The organism is Paenibacillus sp. FSL M7-1046, assembly GCF_038007405.1.
Lineage (GTDB): Bacteria > Bacillota > Bacilli > Paenibacillales > Paenibacillaceae > Paenibacillus_AQ.
The window spans coordinates 318,969-339,417 of the sequence record NZ_JBBOXB010000001.1; the positions used below are offsets into that span (position 1 = coordinate 318,969).

Sequence of the window (20,449 nt, forward strand, 5' to 3'; positions counted from 1 at the left end):
ATAACATATGAAATATACAGCCACTAATATTTCATTATTACGGCGGGGGTGCAGCATGCTGAAGGTAGAGGGCTTAACCAAACGGTTTTCAAACGGCAGAGGGATTGAAGAAGTAACGTTCACGGTAGCGAGAGGCGAGGTTTTCGGTTTCCTGGGGCCTAACGGAGCAGGGAAATCGACAACGATCCGGCATATTATGGGATTCATGAAGCCGGACCGGGGTTCTGTCACGATTAACGGGCTGGATGTCTGGAAGGGACAGGGAACGGTGCAGAGGTACACCGGGTATTTGCCGGGAGAGATCAACTTTATTGACGGCATGACCGGTAAAGGTTTTCTTGATTTCATGGCTTCGATGCAGGGCGTGAAAAACTCCGCCAAACGTGAACAGCTGATCGACCGGCTGCAATTTGATGCCGCTACCCCGATCCGCAAGATGTCAAAGGGCATGAAGCAGAAGGTTGGAATTGTTGCCGCCTTCATGCACAGCCCCGACGTTATTATTCTCGATGAACCGACCTCAGGCCTGGACCCGCTGATGCAGAAGGTATTTATTGAACTCGTGCTGGAGGAAAAAGCAGCGGGAACCACCTTCCTGATGTCTTCCCACAGCTTCCAGGAGATCGAACGCACCTGTGACCGGGCAGCAATTATCAAGGACGGGAAGATCATCGCTGTCAAAAACATTCATGAGCTGCAGTCGATGCAGCGCAAGCTGTTTGAGATCATTTTCGAAACAGCCGAAGAAGCGGAGCGTTTCGCCCCCTCCGGCCTGCAGGTGCTTACCCGTGAAGGAAACCTGGTGCGGATTGCCGTACAGGGAAATTACAATGAATTCACCCGGGAGATCGCCAATTTCCGGATTCGAAGTCTCGATGTATCGACGCAGAATCTGGAGGATATTTTCATGAATTATTATGATCGTGAGGCGGGTGTCCAATGAATCTTCCACTCTATAAAGAAATGATGCGGGTCAATTTGAAAGGCATTATGAATTACGCCTTTGGTTCCGCCTTCTATATCGTGTTTATGATCTGGCTGTATCCGGGACTTGCGGACAATACGAAAGCCATTGATGATCTTGTAAAAGCCATGCCCGAGGGGGTCAGCAACGCCTTTGGACTAAGCAACGGCTTCGCCAATGCCGAAGCCTTCATTTCGGGAGAATATTACGGGCTTATCCTGGTGCTGATCCTGTCCATCGTTTGTGTGCAGATGTCTACCCAACTGGTAGCAAGGTTAGTGGACCGCGGCTCCATGGCCTATCTGCTGGCCACGCCGACTACACGCCGCAAGGTTGCCTTTACGCAGGCACTCGTGCTGGTCACTTCACTGTTCATTATTATGGCTGTAACCACACTGGCCGGATTCGCCGGCAAGCTCTGGTTTCTTGGTACGGAATATGAATTCGGCATGGGCCGGTTTACCCAGCTTAACACCGTTGCGTTCCTGTTGTTTTTTGCCATTGGCGGCCTTGTCTTTCTGGTCTCCTGTGTATGCAATGACGAGAAGAAAGCGCTCGGGATTTCCGGAAGCATCACCTTCGGTTTCTTCACAATCGATATTCTCGCGAAAATTACAGATAAGCTGGATGTGCTGCGCTACTTCACGTTGTTCAGCTTCTACCGCCCCGGCGATATTGTGCAAGGCACGGCGGATGTCGCCTGGATTTCCTTCTGGCTGCTGCTGACCGGTCTGCTGGCCTTCGCCGCAGGCATACAGATTTTCCGGCAGCGCGACCTGCCGTTGTAAGCCTGGGGAATCAAAGGAGCCTTTGCGAGAGCGCTGCAATTTTTCACATTGCAGCAGCTCTATACAATAAGAAGAACCGACTTTGCCGTCCTTAGCAAAGGACGGCAAAAAGGGCATCCCCGCGGCAGATTATCCTGCCGGCAAGGATGCCCTTTGCTGCTATGCGGATTACCGCAGAATCCGCTCCGCAAACCGGGCGCCGAGCAGCTCATAGCCCTCGGCGTCGGGATGCAGGCCGTCCGGCAGACGTACACTGTCGGACGCGCCGAACCAGGACAGGCCGTCGCGGTAGTGCACACGGCTGTCCCCCCGGGCCCGGAACACTTCGACGGTCCGGGCTATTTCTTCACGCATCATCGGGAGCGTGAAGCCCAGCTTGTTCGGCTCGGTCTCACGCTCCGAGCCGTAGATCGGCGAGATCACGAACAGCTGAGTGAGCGGATGCCGCTCGCGAATCGACAGCAGCATGCCGATGAGCGCCGGAGCGAAGACACGCGGGCTCAGCGTGGCGGCGCCGTAGACGTTCACGCCGACACAGAGCGTGATCAGATCGGCGGGAAGGCTGGCGATCAGCCGACCCGCCATCGAGCGCATTTTTCTCCAGAATCGCCGCCGATATGGAGTAGGACAGTCCTCCGGTCATCAGCACCGACAGCAGGATTACAGCCAGAAATGCGGTTTTGAGCTTGCTGCGGAATGATTGCTTGCGGAAAACTCCCAATTGTCTTCACGCCTTCCTGTAGATTCGTTGCCAGAGTTGTTTCTGTATGCTTTGATTATGTCACCCGGGGCCCTAATTCGACAATGACCGGCCGTTAGAATAGTGACTTTACCGCCTGTCGACAATTGGTTGACCGCCCCTCGCAGAAAGGCGCACAAAAAGCCAGCAGGAAACCGCGTTTCACGCGTTCCTGCTGGCTGTGTTGTTGTTATAGGCGGTTATAGGATCATCTGTGATGCACCTGCGAAAGTCTGGCGGTAAAGCAACATTTCAGTAGCGGGAATTACACCCGGTAAATCACTCTAATTCGATGTTAATATACCATTAAAAGGAAATTATCCCTCTAATTTTTGGCGAATTAGCTTTACTTCTTCTAACGCCAGATTTAGCGGGCGCATTTCCCTATAATGTCTCCCGTTATGTGATGGGCGTAAAATCAGCGGGCGTATTTCCCGTTATGGCTCTTAATACCTATTATATGCGCCAGGATCCAGGAGCCAGCCGCCAGGCGTCAGAGGCCAGAAGTCAGAAGTCAGAAGCCAGGAGCCAATTCGGTGCGATCCCGCAAGCCTCATCAGATTACCAAAGTAGTCGCATTAGAAATCACTAGAGGTTTAAGGTGAACCTGCCATGAACCTACAGCTGAATCAGTTGATCCACCTTCATCCAGCAACCTACAGCTGAATCAGTTGATCTACCTTCACCGGGGAACCTACAGCTTGATCAATTGATCCACCTTCACCGGGGAACCTACAGCTGAATCAATTGATCCACCTTCACTGGCAGCCCGGTGGCCATGGAGCGGTTGGCGGCGATTCCTGTCATGATCGACCAGGCTCCATCCATATGGGAGGCTGCACGCCGAAACCGGTCTTCGGCAGGCCGTTCAAAAATATCCCGCAGCATCACCGGGTCGCCTCCCCCGTGACCGCCGATGCCTTCCTCAATCTCCACTTCATACGGTGCGGCAAATTGCGGATAGACAGTAATCTGCTTATCTTTTACCGCCCCCTCCAGTTCCTTGCCGCCTCCGGCATTGACATAGGATTGTTCTACGACCTTGACCTCCAGCCGCCCCTTGGTGCCGTTGAACACTACATTGAAGCCCTCCCACGGCAGATAAGCATTAAGCGAATAGTTCATAATCGTCTTATTCTTGTATTTGACCATTACACCCATCGTATCCTCAATGCTGATGTTATCGCCGAACACGCTCTGGTCACGCAAATACCCGTCTTCCTGCTCGGTATCCAAATACATCCGTTTCAGCTGCTCGTTATCTTTGAGATGGAGGGCAAACGGATCATTCTGCGCTGCTGCGCTGCCGTGCACCCGCTGATAAAATTCGGTTACTCCCCGGTTCTCGGCATTTTCCCGGCCATAAAAGCGCAAATCGCCCATTGCAAATACTGTATCCGGCTTAGAGTCCAGCCAAAAGTTCATGAGATCGAAATGGTGGGTGGACTTGTGAACCAGCAGGCCTCCGCTGTTGCGCTTATCGCGGTGCCATCTGCGGAAATAGTCCGCACCATGCTGTGTATTCAGCAGCCACTCGAAGTTGACGGACAGCACTTCTCCAATAGTCCCTTCCATCAAGAGCTCGCGGATTTTGGTATTATGCGGTGCATAGCGGTAGTTGAAGGTCACCCGCAGCTTCTGCCCGGTGCGTTCGATCGCCTCAAGAATCTCCTGGCATTTCTCTACGTCCGTCGTCATCGGCTTCTCGGAGATCACATCACAGCCAAGCTCCATCGCCCGGATGATATAGCGGTGATGTGTGCGGTCAATGCTGGTTACAATCACGGCATCGGGCTGCGTTTCCGCAATCATCCGGTCAAAATCATGCGCCTTGTAGACAGGAACCTCATGGTATCCGTATTTCTCCACCAGCAGGGTGTTGGCATAAGCCATTCTTGCTCCATTCACATCACAAAAGCCTACAATTTCAGAGGTTTCACGATAATTCGTGGTGATCTCACCATAAAAAAACTCCGCCCGGCCGCCGGTTCCTACGAAAGCATATTTCTTTTTGGACATAAGGATCACTCCATCACTTATTGATTTAAAAGCGTTTTCTTCTTATAGTGTATAGTATAAAATACATCTATTTCTAAGCATTATTTAGCGTTTTTTAGTGATACTATGCATATTTTAGCTTCTTATAGAGGAGGCGCGTGAAAAATGGAACCCCCGTTCATGATTGAACAAATTAAAAGGGCCGGAACCTTCAGTATGGATTCCGACCATTATCACGACAGCTATGAAATTTATTATCTGCTTGCAGGAGAGCGCAATTATTACATCAACAATCTGGTATATGCGCTGCGCAGCGGCGATCTGATCTTTATTAACCGCAACGAGCTTCACCGGACTGTAGCCAAAGGAACAAGCCGCCATGAGCGGATCCTGATCAATTTCCGGCATGACTTTCTTAACAGGCTGATGGAGCAACTCCCGCTGGAGCTTCCCTTTCTCAGTGGACAATGCCTGCTGCTGCGCCCGGATGCGCATGAACAGGGGATGATCGAGAACCTTCTCTTCGCCATGCTGGAGGAACAGAAGGCGGAGCGGGCGCAGCACATCCCCTTTATGCAGACCCTGCTGGTGCAGTTGCTCATCGGGATGAACCGGATACGGGAAAGGGCTCCGGACAGCATCGTTCCGGTGAACAATGACAAACAGCGCAAAACCTATGAGATTATCGAATATTTACAGACCCATTACGCCGAGAAGCTGACGATAACGGAGCTGTCGGATACCTTTTTTATCAGCAGCACCTATCTCTGCCGCCTATTTAAGCAAACCACCGGCTTTGACAGCATCGCCCATTTTGGACGTGTGTTTAAGGCAATCGCCCGGCGTTCGCCCCTGCAATACCGCAAGCAGAACCGCTGATGTCATTTGCATCCCCAAGAATAGCGGGAGCTGCCGCCAATCCAAAACGCACAAAACAATATCTGTCCTGATACACATGGATGTCCGGTTTCAAATCCTTGTCTGTCCAGCCCGGCTTATCCCTGTAGCTGTCCGGCCCTACCTTGTATACTTCGCCTTTAATATGATGGTGGGGTCCCAGCAGATTGCGGCAGCTGCCGGTCAGCACCAGTACAATTTCATTTACTCCGGGCTGCAAATAAGCGGTAATATCAGCTTCATACGGTTCCCACAGGAAGATTCGCACCTCGGCCCTGTTAATGAACAGCTTGGTTACAACCGCATCCGGTGCAGAGTGAAACTGAAAGGTCCATTGAGCTCCGGTTGTTTCTTCTCCCCCCAGTTCAAACGTCTGAAATAAATGAATGCTTCCCGCGAAGAACGGAAATCCCTGCTGTGCGAGATCGCCGGTGCATGCCCGCTCTGGAGCTTCAGTCAGTGTAAAGGGTCCTCCGGTCCATAGCGACCTGCGTTCGGTCTCTTCAAAAAGCTCCGCAGCTTCCACACCGAAGGAGCCCAGCAGATAGATGCTTTCTATTTCCTGGTCCAGCGTCAGATTGTTCCCTTCGGCTTCAAATTGCTTGGCCCGCTCCAGCTTGTCGTTGAGCTCGGCAGAATGCCTGAACATCCCCTTCAGGGTAATGACATTGCTGCCCCGGATGGCCAACCCTACTATATCAATCTTCTGCAGGGAAGAATCCCTCCACCAGCCGCAGCTTGCACTGGAGACTGCACTTCCGTTCAACAGGATTTCCAGTTCCTCAGGCTGTTCAAGCACCAGATACAGCTCCCGCGGACGCTTAGGATCAAAGGCCACCTGAAAAACAAATTCCAATTCAAACGCAACAGACCGGCCATAAGCCAACAATTGCTCCTGAATGAAAATCACCGGCTGCGTTTTCGACCATGCTCCGCCTTCCACCCGCAGCCGGGCGGAGTCCAGCGTTAAGCTGTTAAGATCCGCATAGGCAATGTCCCACTCCGGGGCGAGTTCCAGCCGTGTGCATGCCTCCACTCTGCTAGGCGGATACGGCAGCTCTGTTTCTTCTGTTATTTCCTCTTCCACCGTTGAACCTAACTTCCCAGCTGCAACAGTTGCTTCCGGCAACGGATCGAGCTTCAGCATGTAGGAACCTCCGGCATACAGCGGTAGCCGCAGCCGGACACCATCCTCCCGGATCTCCTGTCTGAGCGCGTGAAGGCTCCCCGTCTCCAGATCAATCAGTGAAACGGTGCCGGGCCTGGACACTTCCATATGCAACATCGGATAGGACTTCTCACCGGAATTCACGATATAACAGAGCACCGCGCCCTCCAGTTCCAGTGTCCGCACATTAAGCGTATCCTCCGCAATTGCCGTTCCGTCTTCCTCCGTAATGTGCAGGAACGGCCGGGAAGCAGCGGATACGGCGTGGCCTATCTCATCACTGCTCCATTCGGGATGGACCGCAGCCCGCATGAGGTCTGCAAGTCCGCCATCATGCTCCCCGTTCACCAGCACAGGATAGGGGTCGAAGGCTATCAAGTGGCCGCCTTGGGAGACGAACTGCTCCAGCAGCTGAGCAGTTGCCGTATCCAGCGTGAGGCTTGGCGGAACAATAACCACGCGGTATGCTGCCTCACCAACCCACAAACAGCCGCCGCTGACCCGGCCATGGCCGGCAAGGATGCTTTCGCTGCCGTAATCATGCTCGATCAGGCTCTGGCACAGCCACCGGGACAGCTGCGCGAACGCCTCATGAAAGGGAACCACCGCCGAAGAGTCAGCACCGCGCTGCAGGGTCCAGGCTGTGCGCACCGGATGCAGCAGCAGCACCTCCGCCCGGCCTTTGCCCTCCGCCAGCAGCAGGGACAGCCGGGCGAAGTAGTCATTAAAGCCTTTGTAGTCCTCCCACCAGGGCTGCTGGTAGTACAAGGAAGGCGGGTAGTCCCGCTTCCGCAGGCCCCGCAGCGTATAGCCCTGCAAATGCTGGCACATCAGATTGATGCCGTGCACGAACTGCCACTCCCCGATCTTCCGCAGATCGGCGAAGCTGATGTTCCAGCCCGAGCACCCGTAGCTCTCGGTGATCGCGCGTTTCTTGCCCAGCTGGCGGGCCGCCGAGCTCACCTGCTTCGGCACCAGGGCATCACTGCCGACGAACCGGCCCAGCCAGTCGCATCCGGGAATTTGCAAATGCTCATAGAAGGCCATGGGATCGCCGACAGAGGTCACCTGATGCATCAGTTCCTGCTCATCGACAACATGTCCCGTCGCTGACCAGCCTTTATCCGCACACCAATCGCCGATTTGTTTAGCATACGCCTGGGTGAACATAAAGGTCACAGTCTCCCAATAGTCATAGCGGGCTTTGCGGCAGCCTTCCGTTTCCAGGAACAAGGCGGGAAGAATCTCCTTCACATCATAACCCCAGCGGGAGGCGAAGCGCTCCTCCAGCTCGAAGGACCAGGGAAGTCCGCCGCGTCCAAACTGCGGTTCATCGGTGAACACACCGTGTAGCTCCGCCCCGTAATCTGCGCCAAATTGCTCCCAATACCGTTCGTAGGTCGTCGTGATAAATTCCTGTACAGCCATTTCACTAAGCGTATCTGTATAATACGGATTCACCTCATAGCAGATGCGCAGATCGGCATTCGCCTCCTCATCCGCAGCCAGAAGAATGTACCCCTGCCCTTCTGCTCCACGGGCATAGCATGCAATCATCCGCTCCGCCGCACTCTGGAAGGGAGCCTGCTCATAAACCAGCCTCTTCTGCTGGTAAGGCAGTCCCTTAGCTGGAACCTCTCCCCCCGCGAAGCCGCTGGGCCAGCCGTTCTCATCATAGAACCAGGCGTGCATCCCCAGCTCAAGGCTCTTCTCAATGGAGATACGGATGGCGTCCATCCATTCCTCACTCATGTAAGGCGACTGCAGCCCGCCGCGGGCATGCATGAAAAAACCGCCAATGCCGACTTTATGCATCTCTTCAATCTGCCGCTCCAACTCATTCTTCTCCAGCCTGTCATTCCAGGACCAGAGGGGAAGCGGGCGGTACTCCGCCGGCGGATTCTCCAGATGATTCCATATCTTCGTCATCGGACAATCAGCCTTTCAAGCAGAGCGCGATCAGATCATCCACATGCGCGGTTGCCAAACATTCAATCGTGTCCGCTGAGCCGTAGTAGATTTTGACCTCGCCGCTCTCTTCCAGAATCATCCCGCCCGGAAAAATAACATTATTGCGGAAACCTCCGTCGGTTTCATAACTGGCCTCCGGCGCCAGCAAAGGTTCCTTGCTCATGCCGATAATCCGCTTCGGGTTCTCCAGATCAAGCAGCATGATGCCTGCCGTATACCGTTTCTTCCAGGTAGGCTCCCAGCCATGCTTTCCGCGGGAAGGATCTACATCCACCGCATGGAAGGTCGTCAGCCAGCCTTTGTCCGTCTTCACCGGAGGCGCAGCCGGTCCCACCTTGTCATTGGCGAATGGCACATGCTCTACCCCAAAGAGCAGATCGGCATTCCCCCAGTATTTCAAATCGGGGGATTCAGCAATCCAGGTGTCAAAACGATCCTTGCCGCCCCGGCTGTACACGGTGAAGGGGCGTTCCAGACGGACATAGTTTCCGCCGATCTTCTCGGGGAACAGCACCATATTGCGCAAATCCGGCGACGACAGGCTGAGGATCTCAAATTCCTCAAAGTCATCCGTCACCGCAATACCGCCGCGGATGCCATGCTTCGTATCCACTGCAAAACACATATAGCAGCGTCCGTCAATGACGGTTAACCGGGGATCATAGGCCCGGATGATTTCCTCATCATGCAGCCTGAAGCATTTCTTCGGACTGGCCTCCCAGTGGATGCCGTCCTCGCTGAAAGCAATCCCGAGGTCTGTCGTATGATGCGGCTCAATGGTCTGATTGCTCAGGGAACCATAGTCATTTCGGAAGACCATCACATACTTGCCTTTGAATTTGGTCACTCCAGCGTTGAATACAAGTGCGGTAGGATAAGGTACGCGCGCAGCATCGAGCACCGGATTGCCGGGGTAGCGCTGAATCAGCGGACTGGATGTAAGGATTGTTGGTACCTGAACTGTCATAATATAAACCTCCTGGTTGTTGCTTGAAGTATTAAAAGTAGTATCAAACTCATTGTTAGACGTATTTTCGAGATAGTTCCACGCTGTCCGGAAGGAATGCTCCTATCCTTTCAGGGACCCTGCCGTCATCTGCATAAAGGACTTGTTGGCGAACACATAAGCCACCAGAATTGGTAGAATGGACAAGCAGGCCCCCGCCATCATATAGTGGGTCTGCGAAGCGGCGGAAATGCCGTATTTCAGATTAGCCAGGCCGACAGTCAACGTTTGCAGCTCCGGCTTCGTCATCGTGAATACAAGCGGCAGCAGATATTCATTCCAGGCACCGCGGAAGGTGAACAACGCGCCGACGCCGAGGCCGGGGCCAAGCAGCGGCAGGATGATGGTCCAGAAGGTGCGGCCAAGCGAGCTGCCGTCGATCCGCGCGGCCTCATCCAGCTCCCGGGGAATGCCCTTCATAAAGCTGAGCAGGATAAAGAAGATTGAGGCATGCGCGGAAATCAGGATCAGTATGACTCCCCATAAGGAGCTGTGCAGATGCAGCTTCACCATCAGATCGAACTGCGGGCGCAGCACTACCGCGCCGACGGCAACAAACATCGTGAAGGACTGCATACCGATATAGATCCTCTTGCCGAAAAACTCCAGACGGTCCACCACATAAGCTGCCATGGAGGAGACCACCAGAGTGCCCACTACCACCGAGAGGGACACAATTAGACTGTTCATCGTATATGTGGAGAAATTAGCTTGCTTCCAGGCCTCCAGGTAGTTAGAAAACTGCCATTTGCTTGGCAGGAAGGTCGCACCCGTAGTCAGCTCACTGTTCGTTTTGAACGAGCCGAGAATAGTGATTACGACAGGAATTAAAGTAATAAAGGCGAACACCAGCAAAAAGCACCATAATGACGTCTTTCCCAATACCGTTTTGGTTCTCATGTCACATCTCTCCTCAATCGATCCGATTCATTCGCCGGGACGCATAGAAATAAATGATGGAAATCATCCCTACGATAAGCGCAGAAACGAACGCGACCGCACTGCCGTATCCAAACTCCTGCACCTGGGTTGAGGCTGCGCCGCCGCCGACAGGAAAGAACAGCTTATACAAGTACAGGAACATCACTTCCGTCTTGCCCGCAGGTCCGCCTTCCGTCAGCACCATAATGCTCTCATAGCCCTTCAGTGCGTTGATGATTGCCAGCATAATGACCATCTGCAGGACCGGACCGAGCATCGGCAGAGTAATGAACCGGAACTGCTGTATTTTATTGGCTCCATCCAAAGCGGAGCTCTCATAAACATCCTCGGGTATATTCTGCAGTCCGGCTAGAAACAGCAGCATGTAATTGCCCACCGCGCCCCACACAGCGACAAGAATGACCGTAAGCATGGCATGTTTCGGACCGAGCCAGTCAATGCCGGAGGATGTAATGTTAAATTTGATCAGGAACTGGTTAAGAATTCCGTTGTAAGAATTAAATATGGTAAAAAAGACCACGGCCATGACAGCCGTACTGATCACCGTAGGCATGAAAAAGATAGCCCGCAGCACCTGTCTGCCTCTGAGTTTACGGTTCAGAATCGCAGCCAGCAGCAATGAAAGCGGGATGGAGAGCAGTAGCTTGCCTCCCGCATATACAAAAGTGTTGACAACCGAGTCCCAAAACTGGGTATCCTGCAGAATCCGGGTAAAATTATCTAAACCGATGAAGCGGGCCGTTCCATAGCCTTTGTAATTGTAGAACATGTAGCGGAATGCCCAGGCAATCGGATAGATGCCCAGCACCAGTGTGAGCAGTGCGCTGGGCAGCAGATAGCTGTAAGCAAAAACAGCGTTTTTGGTTTTGCGCATAGGATCTCTCCAGACTCCTTTCCTGTCTTGCTGTATATAGATAAGGATGGGGAGAGCCTCCCCCTCCTTATCCGATCTCTACATCATCGTGGCAGTGAACTTACTTGGCGAATTTCCCGCCAAGCTTAGCCGGGTCAAAACCAGCGTCCGGTTCGGCTTTCAGACCGTCGTTCTTCATCGCATCGTCAAGCGCCGCATTGTACCGTTTGTTCAGATCTGTGATGATAGCATCCAGATCGCCGCCGTTTAGCATGTACTTGAAGAACGCGTCATCCGATTTCATACCCTCCGGCGCAACAGTAGGATAGACCGGCCATACGCCGTCATATTTGTTTGGCAGGAAGCCTTCGATTCCGTTGACCTCCGGCGTCTTTGCTGCGGCGCTGATGGAAGGCACCATCGAGATGCCGTAGCCTTTTTCCTGATACGCTGTAAGCATCTGATCGCTGTACATGAATTCCATGAACTTCCATGCGGCATCCTTATGCTCCGATTTGGAGCTCAGCGCAAGCCATTGTCCACCGAGGAAACCGGAAGCCCCCTTCACATTGCCGTCAATCGTTGGAGCGGGAGCCGCAGCCCAGTCGATTTTGGCCGGAAACTGTGTGCTGTATACGCCAGGCTCCGAGGAGAAGCTCAGATACATTCCGATCTTGCCTTCGGCAAACTGTGCCCGCAGCGGGTCAATATCCAGCGACTCAACACCCGGCAGCATGCTCCCGTTATCCTTGATCTGCTTGAAAGCTTCAATGATCGGCTTGAAGCCGCTGAAGTCAAACCTGGCCGTCTTGAAGTCATACCCGAAACCGCCATAACCGCTCATTTCAGCAATGACCCGTGAAGAGCGCCCAAGCGCACTGGGCGGATTCTTAAAGTTCTGGGCGAAGCCATACGCACCATCCGCTTTCCCCGCTTCGGTCAGCTTTTTGGCGGTGTCCACCAATTCCTTCAGGGTCGTTGGCGGGTTCTGGATGCCCGCTTTGGCGAACAGGTCTTTGTTATAGATGAGACGCATCGTCGTTCCATAGTTGGGAAGGCTGTAGCGCTTGCCGTCAAATGTGTTCAGATCGACCATTTCCGGAAATTTCGCTTTCAGCTCCTCACTCAGGTACTCGTCAATCGGAGCCAGATACTCCTTTTTATAAAAGGTGCCAATCGTATTCTCCTTCACCCGGATGATGTCCGGGGCGTCGGAGGTCTGGAATGAAAGATCTAGTGCGGTATCGAAATCATCACCCTTGACGACCAGTTCCACCTCGATGCCGTCGGTGTTCGTTTCATTGAACTCGGCCACCTTTTCTTTCACAAATTCGGCGTCATGGCGGTCTCCCGTCCAATAGCTGATTTTGGTCTTTTCTCCCGGTGCTGATCCGCCTGGCTCTCCGGATTTATCCGTAGTATCGGAATTGCCGCATGCGGTCAGGCCGAATGCCAATACTACGCTTGATGCAGTCAGAAGCAGTTGTTTCCTCATTGCTGTTAGCCCCCTTATATTTCAATACTGATTCCCTACACCTTGATTATAGGGCAGCTCCATAATCTGCATAATGCGGGTAATCCCACATTAAGGGCAGCTTTCTGCTGAAATAATGCCAAACGGGGATGAATCTCCGCTGTATAAGCAGATCGTTCATCCCCGTGGTTTTGACAAATATGTTGAGGCCAGGTTACGCAAGCAGACGCGATTCACCCGGCATCAACCTTTGCCCAGATAAGATATTTTAAACTCCGAAGGTGTCATATCGGTGGACTTCTTGAACACCTCACTGAAATAGCGGCGGTGCTCGTAGCCCAGCTCTATGGCGATTTCCTGCACCTGCATGCCTTCAATCAGCATACTTTTAGCCTTCTCCATCTTTTCATGCGTGACAAACTGCTGAAAGGAAATGCCCGCTACCTTCTTGAACAGGTTAGAGAAATATCCCTGGCTCAAATTGATCTGCTTCGCCACCTGCTCCAGTGTCAGGCTGGTATGGAGATTTGCACAGATATACGCTTTTGCCCGATGAATAATCAGAGTGGACTCCATGGAACGCTCCTCTTCAATCCAGCGGCAGCCTTCCGCACACAACCCTTCCAGCAGCGTGCGTATCTCCTGCAGAGAAGGGGAATGCTGGTTCCTCAGCCGGTTCACCTGCTGCTCTAGTGGCTGAACCTTCTCGTAGGGGAACAATTCCAGCATAACCCGGCAGATTTTGAACGCCAGCTCATAACCGATGTTCTCTACGTACTGCGGCTCGGGCAGCGGGTCCAACTGCAGCAGCTCGTCAAAAATATGCCGCAGCACCTGCTGGCTTTTGTCGCGGTTGCCCGAACGGAGCGCGAACAGAAATTCCTGTTCAGCAGCAACGGAATAATTGTTCACGGACCGGGGTTTATGGACGATACTGGAATAACTGTACACAGCATTTCCGTCTGTATAGAAATGATAAGCCAGCGCGCTGAGCGCCTGTGCGTAGGAATCCGCAAGCTCATGTACCGTTGATACGCAAAGTCCCGTTCCTACCGAGATCGTACACCGGGAATATCGGCTGATATTGGCACAGCAAGCCTCCGCAATCTGCTCGGCAGTACCGGGATGCTCCCCGTTCATCACACAAACGTAACGGTTCGTTGCCTCCCGGAAGATAATCCCCCGCGTCCGGGAGCGTATCGTCTCCTCCAGTATATTTTGCAGGCTGAAGCGGACAAGCTCGATCTCCTGCACCGGCTGGCTGCCGAACTTCTCAGAAAAATGATCAATCTCCGCGATAAATACGATGAAATTCTCCTGATTCAGCGGAATCCCTAAATACTCCCAGCGGGATTTCGCGCTATGTTCCGTGGTCTGATGCTGCATCAGAAAGGTCAGATACTCCTGGCGGAGAATCGGCAGACTTTCTTTGATTTTGGCTTCCATTTCCCTGACTTTCTCCTGCTCCTCACGCTCCTGCAAGCATATCGCCTTGGCCTTCAGCACCACATTCACAATCTCTTCGAGTGAAAACGGCTTTTTGACAAAATCCATCGCCCCGAGGCGGATCGCCTGCTGCGCATAAGAAAACTCTGAATATGCGCTGAGGATAATGATTTTGCACTGGGGCGCAAATTCAAGAATTGCCCGGGTCATCTCAAGCCCGTCCATGCGCGGCATCCGGATGTCCGTAAGCACGATATCAGGCTTGCACCCGCGGATCATCTGCAGTCCTTCTTCGCCATCGAGCGCTGTCCCTGCCACTTCAATGCCGTGCTTTTGCCAGTCCGGCTTGCGGGCAATCATATCCACCACACTTCGGATATCATCGATAACACAAATTTTGAGCAGCCTAGGCACTCTAAATTCCATAGCTTCCTCCCTCCCCCCTCAGCGGGCTGAGCGGTATCCATAAATCAGTGCGGGAGCCAGCGCCCGGTTCACCGGACAGCTCCATCCGCGCCTCACCGCCGTAATATAACATCAGCCTATGCCTGATATTGACCAGTGCATAGCCTTTTTTGGAAACTTCACGTTTGTGCATTCCTTGCTCCACCTTCACAACATCCATTCCCTTGCCGTTGTCCTCCACCACAATATGCAGCATGGAATGCTCCGTGGAAATCCGCACTTGAATGACACCGCCCCTTCGGCGGTCCGCAAAGCCGTGCTGGATGCTGTTCTCCACAATCGGCTGCAGCAGGATCTTGGGGACCGGGAAGGACAACAGCTCTTCTTCTCCGATATCAACATTGTACTGGAACAGATCTTCATAGCACTTTTGCTGGATGGCGCAATACTGCTGCACATGGGAAAGCTCGTCCTCCAGCGGAATCAGATCCTTGCCGCCGCTGAGGCCCAGCTGGAACATTTGCGACAAGGCCAGAATCATCTCGTTTACATCGTCATTTTCACCCATCACCGATTTGCAGTAGATCGTATTCAGCGTATTGTAGAGAAAATGCGGTTCCATCTGGGCTGTCAGCGCCCGGATTTCGGCATGGCGTTTGCCCTCCTCGTTCTGTCGCACATCCTCGATCAGGCTTTTGATTTCGGTCATCATCCGGTTAAACTGGAAGCCAACCTGGGCAATCTCGTCATTATATTTGCTCTCATAAGACACACTTAGCTGGTTCTCCTCCACCCTGCGCATCAGTCTGCTCAGCTTGAAGAGCGGCTTAAGGAGGGCGGCTGTCAGTTTGTTCGAGAAAAACCATGTGGTCAGCAGAAACACCAGAATGACATATAGAATTGTCCGCTGCACACCCTTCAGCTGTCCGAGAAGCTGATCCTTGGACTGTATCCCGGCCAGGATCCAGTTCGGCGCAATTGTCGATTGCTTATAATTGACCAGATAATCTTCTCCGTCAAAAGGGTAAAAGAAATTCCCCTCGCTACCAGTGGTGCTGTCACGCAGAAATGCCGGGTCCTTCGGCGGCTCCTCGCGGGTGAACCCGCCGCTCTGCACCACCGCTTCGCCTTCCTTGTTCAGCAGCAGGTATTCCCGGTCATTGCCGGAGCTGTTCTGATTCAGCAGCGACGTAATCCGGTTCTCCCGGAGGTTGACGACGATGAACACATTCGTAATCGGCGTATGCTCATATATTCCCCGCACCACAAAAGAAACGACACGCTGGTTGCCTGTAAACAGCCGGTCGTAATGGGCTTTGGCCCAATAACCGCCGGGATTTTTTTTACTGTTGTCGTACAGCTCCGAGCCGTAAAATGAATGATCTTGCGCCCGCACCTGCGTTGTCGAGTAGAAATCGCCGATTGGCGTTGCAATAAGAACGTTCTCAATAATCGGTTCATTGAAGGTGGCCTGGGAGAGAACATACTGCATTTCCGACAAATGGACATAGTAATTTTTCACATCATGAGCCTGAACATCGATCATCATCTGCCTGTAGGCATCACTCAGCATCAGCGATTGTACCGACATGGCCACATCATTCAGTCTGTAATCGAGCAGTTGCATGGTCTTGTCCACCGTTTCCCTGCTGGTCTCAAAGGCGTTGTTCTGAATTTCCTTCCCGGCAATCCGGTAGGTTAACAATCCCATCGCACTGATTGATAGCGTTATCAACAGAATGAAAGAGAACAGCACTCTCTGTTTGATGGATATCTGATAAAATCTGTCGCTAAGCTTCTCCCGGATCAGCCCGCCCCACCTTCTCGGGGATTTCATGGAGGCACCCGCCCCTTCCTACAGCAGAAATTTCGCCAGTTCGCCGGCTACCAGCCGGTGCCCCTGTTCATTGGGATGATTCACATAGGACAGCAGATCTTCGAGTTCGCCTCCACCGTCGATGTAGGTCTGGAAGGCGGCGAAGCTGTCACATAATCCGACCTTGTATTCTTCAGCGAGCTGCCGGATCTGCCCGGCGTGCTCCAGCAAGGAATGCCAAGCTTCGTTTCCTGTACCATACGACCGATCCCAGGTAGGTGTCAACAGGATGACTTGGTTCCTTGTTCAAGAGAGGCTTGTCCATGGCATACAATATTTAAAGTCCGGTTCTCCGGCCATTGCCGTTTCAGTTCCTTCTTCAATTCCTTTAAATAGTTGTCCGGGCTAGTAGTGTTACTCTCCACATCTGTTCCTCCTTCAGTAATAACAACCTGGAAAATCAGTGATTTCTCGCATTTCCCATCTTACTCCACATTCTTTTGAAGTCAACATAAAAAGAATACCATTGTTGTTTTCTCTTTATTTCATACAAGTGGAAATTGCTGCGCCTATTGAACGTTGAGCCAAATAAATGTCCAGCTTCCCAAAAAAATAGAGCATACCGTCCTATGCGGACAGCAGCTCTATTTCATGGGCAAAACTTCTTCTGAGCAGCCTTAGCATATCCCGCTCTTCTCCACAACACTCAGCCATTCCTTGGCGATCAGATCATGCCCGGCAGTCGTCGGGTGAACGCCATCCCACAGCCAGTAGGCTGCCTCTGCTCTCTCCACAGCTGCGTTGAAAGCATCCTGCAGCGGAACATGCACGGTGCCGAATTGCTGCGAAAGCTCGCGGACAACCCCCTGATAATGGCTGATCCATTTGGACCATCCACTCCAGTCTTCCGCGGGTGCTCCGGTATTCAGGATAAACGGCTCGACCAGCACCAGCTTCGTATCCGGCAGCACTTCGCGCGTCTCTTCCAGCACATGGCGGTAAGCACGTTCGTAACGGTCGGTGCAGCCGCCCGGCTCGCCCTTCATCATTCTCCAAATATCGTTGACCCCGATCAGGATGCTGAGAATATCCGGCTGCAGATAGATCGCATCCTCATTCCAACGGGCATACAGATCGGAGATCCGGTCACCGCTCACTCCGCGGTTGTAGAACATAGGCTGCTGCTCAGCCAGCTCATTGCCCAGCTTGCCGCCAATGATGTAGGCATAGCCATGCCCCAGAATATGATTGGGATCGTTATCGCGGCCACGGTTGCCGTCGGTGATGGAATCTCCCTGAAACAGAATAACTTTGTTTGGCTTAGCAAATGAAATAGACATCCAGCTCACCCTTCAACTATTATAATTAGATAGATTTGGCACTATCTATAATTTTACCGTAATTGCGGCCGATCCTTCAATGATTTGTGATGCTGCTATGCAATGTGATAGGATTTAGCAAATGACATGGAAGGGAATGGAACAAGAATGAAGTATAGAAGATTAGGCAATACAGGCCTTAAGGTCAGTGAGATCGGCCTGGGCAGCTGGCTTACTTACGGAACAGCCGCAGAGCAGAAAGCAGCGGACGCCTGCGTGGCCAAAGCTTTTGAATGCGGTATCAATTTCTTCGATACCGCCAATGCCTACAACCGCGGGGAAGGCGAGAAGGCGATTGGCGCAGCTCTCCGCTCCTACCAGCGGTCGGATTATGTGCTCAGCACCAAGGTGTTTTTCCCGATGGGAGACGGGGTGAACGACCGGGGGCTTTCCCGCAAGCATATTATGGAGCAATGCGAGGCCAGCCTGAAGCGTCTCGGAACCGATTACATTGATGTGTATTTCTGCCACCGCTTTGACAAGGATACGCCGGTTGAAGAAACCTTGCGCGCGCTGGATGACCTTACAGCCCAAGGTAAAATCCTCTATTCCGCAGTCAGCGAATGGAGCGCGGCGCAAATCGCCCGTGCCGGAGGCACCAGCCGCAGGCTGAATCTCCGCCCGCTGGCCTCCAATCAGCCGATCTACAATATGTTCGAGCGTTATATCGAAGAAGAGGTGCTTGAGGTATCGGGGCAGGAAGGACTGGGACAAGTCGTCTTCTCGCCGCTCGCCCAGGGCATTCTGACCGGCAAATACAAGCCGGGACAACAGCCTCCGGCCGGGACACGCGGCGCAGACGATTCAGTGAACGGCGTTATCCGCAGCTATCTGCGCGACGATGTCCTTGGCGTCGTTGCCCAGTTGGATGACCTGGCGGCCAGCCTCGGCCTGAAGCTCTCACAGCTGGCGCTGGCCTGGGTACTCCGCCAGCCAGGTGTCAGCTCTGCACTGATCGGAGCCAGCAAGCCCGGCCAGGTTGAAGAGAATGCACAGGCCTCCGGCATTCTCCTCCAGCAGGAAACGCTGGAGACCATCGACGGCCTGCTCCGCCAGGTGGCCGATTTCGCACCGGCGAGATAGGGAAGCTGAGCGAGAAAGAGAAGGATCATTTATAGCGTGAAGCATATAAATGCTTATCTTTACAAAAAGGACTGTCTTACCCGCAGAGGTTATCTACGGGTGAGACGGTCCTTTCCATACTAATAATGGCCAGGCATCAGGCTGTCTTTCTTTTCATTCATCCGCCCAGCCCCGCCGATTAGTGTTTTATACTTCTTTTGATCCTCTATAGTGGCCAGATGCCTGCATTCTTCAAATAATCTCACGCACCGGAGTACACATGCATCACCATTTATTTTGGCGGAATACTCCAATGCCTTTAACGTATAATGAATAGCCGCCTCATATCGTTGTGCATTAAAGTAATAGGCGGCCACCTCACAGAGAAGGTCTGTATATTCATCCCAGGTAACCCGGGAATTAATGATGCCGATTCGGCTCCGCTGCTCTTTGAAATCCAGCTGATCCTGAAAACGTTCGATAATTCCATCCACATTGAACTGATAGCGGTTGGCGGCCTGCATAATTTTCATTAAAGCCGGAAGAATTTCATTTTCCCGGGCCGCAATGAACTCGGCATACTCTGTAAGCACATCCATTTGACCGGCCATTAACCGATGGAGATAGGAATTGGCAATCGCCCATTCCTGAAACTGCGCCTTCACCTCCCGGACCTTCTCCGTGTCCTCACGCACCCAGCCGGAGTCCGCGTAGAGTGAAGCATAATGCAAAGCCCGTTCGTATTCGCCACGTTCATGGCATACCGCCGAATGGAGCAGATAAGCGTAAAGGATGTAGAAGCAGATTGGTCTTGCCGGCTCCTTACGCGTCTCACGCTGTTTGGTCACCAGGTACTGATTCTGATATTGGATGGAGGCTTTGCGCTCCATTTCTTCAGCCAGAATATTCACTTTGCTCCAGCGGTGCAGGGAAATATAAATATTCGCCAGCGCGTGCAGCGCATCAAGCTGATCGGCCTCATCCAGCCGTTCGACAAAATATTCAAATTGCGTAGCAGCCTGCAGGTTATTATCCTGATTATCACCCAAAGCGATCGTGAACAAGCGGTATTGGCAGAGCGCCAGCCGTTCGGAATGCTGATACTTCTCGCTCTCCGCTACGCCTTCATACAGCAGCGCCGCAGCTTCTTTTTTGTTATTCCTGTAAAATTCCTCTGCCGTGTCAAACAGCGCTTGAGCATAGGAGATATTATCCATCAGATTATGTACCACTTGCCGGATGCATTCCAGCTTGTCCAGCTCGGCGCAGCGGTGCAGAAACGGGCCCAGCCGCCGCCAGTCCGGCGTGGAATGAATAATGCATTCATCTATATACATTTCATAAAACGCACCTTCAGGCAGACCCATTCCGGCGGTTATCCGGTCCAGCTGCTGCATTGCAATCGGGCGGTTGCCATTGATAATGCTGCTGAGCGTTCCGGAGTTGACAGCGGATATTCCAGCAAATTGATTAATGGTTTTGCCTTCCCTTTTGAGAAAAGCGTCCAGTTCCCCTTGGATCGTAGTCTTAGGCTCCAAACA

Annotated in this window: 17 protein-coding genes; 4 read left to right on the forward strand and 13 right to left on the reverse strand. The window is 52.7% G+C overall.

Annotated features, from left to right (window positions below):
- The first annotated feature begins 55 nt into the window (after positions 1–55).
- Complete coding sequence (locus tag NYE29_RS01190) at positions 56–943, forward strand: ABC transporter ATP-binding protein (RefSeq protein ID WP_340893946.1); 888 nt, start codon at positions 56–58, stop codon at positions 941–943.
- Positions 940–1,752: an ABC transporter permease subunit gene (locus tag NYE29_RS01195; RefSeq protein ID WP_340893949.1), complete on the forward strand. Its 813-nt coding sequence runs from the start codon at positions 940–942 to the stop codon at positions 1,750–1,752. The genes NYE29_RS01190 and NYE29_RS01195 overlap by 4 nt, the downstream gene beginning before the upstream one ends.
- A 168-nt stretch (positions 1,753–1,920) precedes the next feature.
- Here the strand turns inward: NYE29_RS01195 and NYE29_RS01200 are convergent, their stop codons facing one another.
- Entirely contained in the window at positions 1,921–2,346 is a 426-nt protein-coding gene (locus tag NYE29_RS01200; protein WP_340893951.1) for a GDSL-type esterase/lipase family protein, read from the reverse strand.
- An 877-nt stretch (positions 2,347–3,223) separates the two neighbouring features.
- Positions 3,224–4,510: a Gfo/Idh/MocA family protein gene (locus NYE29_RS01205; RefSeq protein WP_340893952.1), complete on the reverse strand. Its 1,287-nt coding sequence runs from the start codon at positions 4,508–4,510 to the stop codon at positions 3,224–3,226.
- A gap of 144 nt (positions 4,511–4,654) precedes the next feature.
- Here NYE29_RS01205 and NYE29_RS01210 point away from each other — a divergent pair, with 144 nt between their 5' ends.
- On the forward strand, positions 4,655–5,368 hold the full coding sequence (locus tag NYE29_RS01210) for an AraC family transcriptional regulator (RefSeq protein WP_340893953.1): 714 nt from the start codon (positions 4,655–4,657) through the stop codon (positions 5,366–5,368).
- Here the strand turns inward: NYE29_RS01210 and NYE29_RS01215 are convergent.
- The 10 genes from NYE29_RS01215 to NYE29_RS01260 all read right to left on the reverse strand — a co-directional run bounded on the left by NYE29_RS01215 (position 5,316) and on the right by NYE29_RS01260 (position 17,807).
- Complete coding sequence (locus NYE29_RS01215; RefSeq protein WP_340893954.1) at positions 5,316–8,483, reverse strand: glycosyl hydrolase; 3,168 nt, start codon at positions 8,481–8,483, stop codon at positions 5,316–5,318. The two genes, NYE29_RS01210 and NYE29_RS01215, sit on opposite strands and share 53 nt — an antisense overlap.
- A 7-nt stretch (positions 8,484–8,490) precedes the next feature.
- Complete coding sequence (locus NYE29_RS01220) at positions 8,491–9,492, reverse strand: glycoside hydrolase family 130 protein (RefSeq protein ID WP_038587980.1); 1,002 nt, start codon at positions 9,490–9,492, stop codon at positions 8,491–8,493.
- A gap of 102 nt (positions 9,493–9,594) precedes the next feature.
- A complete protein-coding gene (locus tag NYE29_RS01225; RefSeq protein ID WP_038587977.1) occupies positions 9,595–10,431 on the reverse strand; it encodes a carbohydrate ABC transporter permease in 837 nt (278 codons plus the stop codon).
- Positions 10,432–10,444: 13 nt separating this feature from the next.
- The gene (locus tag NYE29_RS01230) at positions 10,445–11,347 is read right to left on the reverse strand and encodes a carbohydrate ABC transporter permease (protein ID WP_038587974.1); all 903 of its coding nucleotides are present in this window, start codon (positions 11,345–11,347) and stop codon (positions 10,445–10,447) included.
- A 100-nt stretch (positions 11,348–11,447) separates the two neighbouring features.
- Positions 11,448–12,821, reverse strand: coding sequence for an ABC transporter substrate-binding protein (locus NYE29_RS01235; protein WP_340893956.1), 1,374 nt, complete (start codon positions 12,819–12,821; stop codon positions 11,448–11,450).
- Positions 12,822–13,043: 222 nt separating this feature from the next.
- The gene (locus NYE29_RS01240) at positions 13,044–14,672 is read right to left on the reverse strand and encodes a response regulator (RefSeq protein WP_340893958.1); all 1,629 of its coding nucleotides are present in this window, start codon (positions 14,670–14,672) and stop codon (positions 13,044–13,046) included.
- Positions 14,662–16,488 (reverse strand): sensor histidine kinase, encoded by a 1,827-nt coding sequence (locus tag NYE29_RS01245; protein WP_052091918.1) that lies wholly within the window; start codon positions 16,486–16,488, stop codon positions 14,662–14,664. The genes NYE29_RS01240 and NYE29_RS01245 overlap by 11 nt, the downstream gene beginning before the upstream one ends.
- Before the next feature lie 18 nt (positions 16,489–16,506).
- Positions 16,507–16,752 carry a hypothetical protein gene (locus NYE29_RS01250; RefSeq protein WP_052091917.1) on the reverse strand — a complete coding sequence of 82 codons (246 nt, stop codon included), beginning with the start codon at positions 16,750–16,752 and terminating at the stop codon, positions 16,507–16,509.
- Positions 16,749–16,892 (reverse strand): hypothetical protein, encoded by a 144-nt coding sequence (locus NYE29_RS01255; RefSeq protein WP_156130836.1) that lies wholly within the window; start codon positions 16,890–16,892, stop codon positions 16,749–16,751. The genes NYE29_RS01250 and NYE29_RS01255 overlap by 4 nt, the downstream gene beginning before the upstream one ends.
- Positions 16,893–17,144: 252 nt before the next feature.
- Positions 17,145–17,807 carry an SGNH/GDSL hydrolase family protein gene (locus NYE29_RS01260; RefSeq protein ID WP_038587964.1) on the reverse strand — a complete coding sequence of 221 codons (663 nt, stop codon included), beginning with the start codon at positions 17,805–17,807 and terminating at the stop codon, positions 17,145–17,147.
- A gap of 147 nt (positions 17,808–17,954) precedes the next feature.
- Between NYE29_RS01260 and NYE29_RS01265 the strand changes: the two genes are divergently transcribed.
- Complete coding sequence (locus tag NYE29_RS01265; RefSeq protein ID WP_340893960.1) at positions 17,955–18,929, forward strand: aldo/keto reductase family protein; 975 nt, start codon at positions 17,955–17,957, stop codon at positions 18,927–18,929.
- 119 nt (positions 18,930–19,048) lie between these two features.
- On the opposite strand, the gene NYE29_RS01270 is transcribed toward NYE29_RS01265, so the two are convergent.
- Positions 19,049–20,446, reverse strand: coding sequence for a hypothetical protein (locus NYE29_RS01270; RefSeq protein ID WP_038587961.1), 1,398 nt, complete (start codon positions 20,444–20,446; stop codon positions 19,049–19,051).
- Positions 20,447–20,449: the final 3 nt, after the last annotated feature.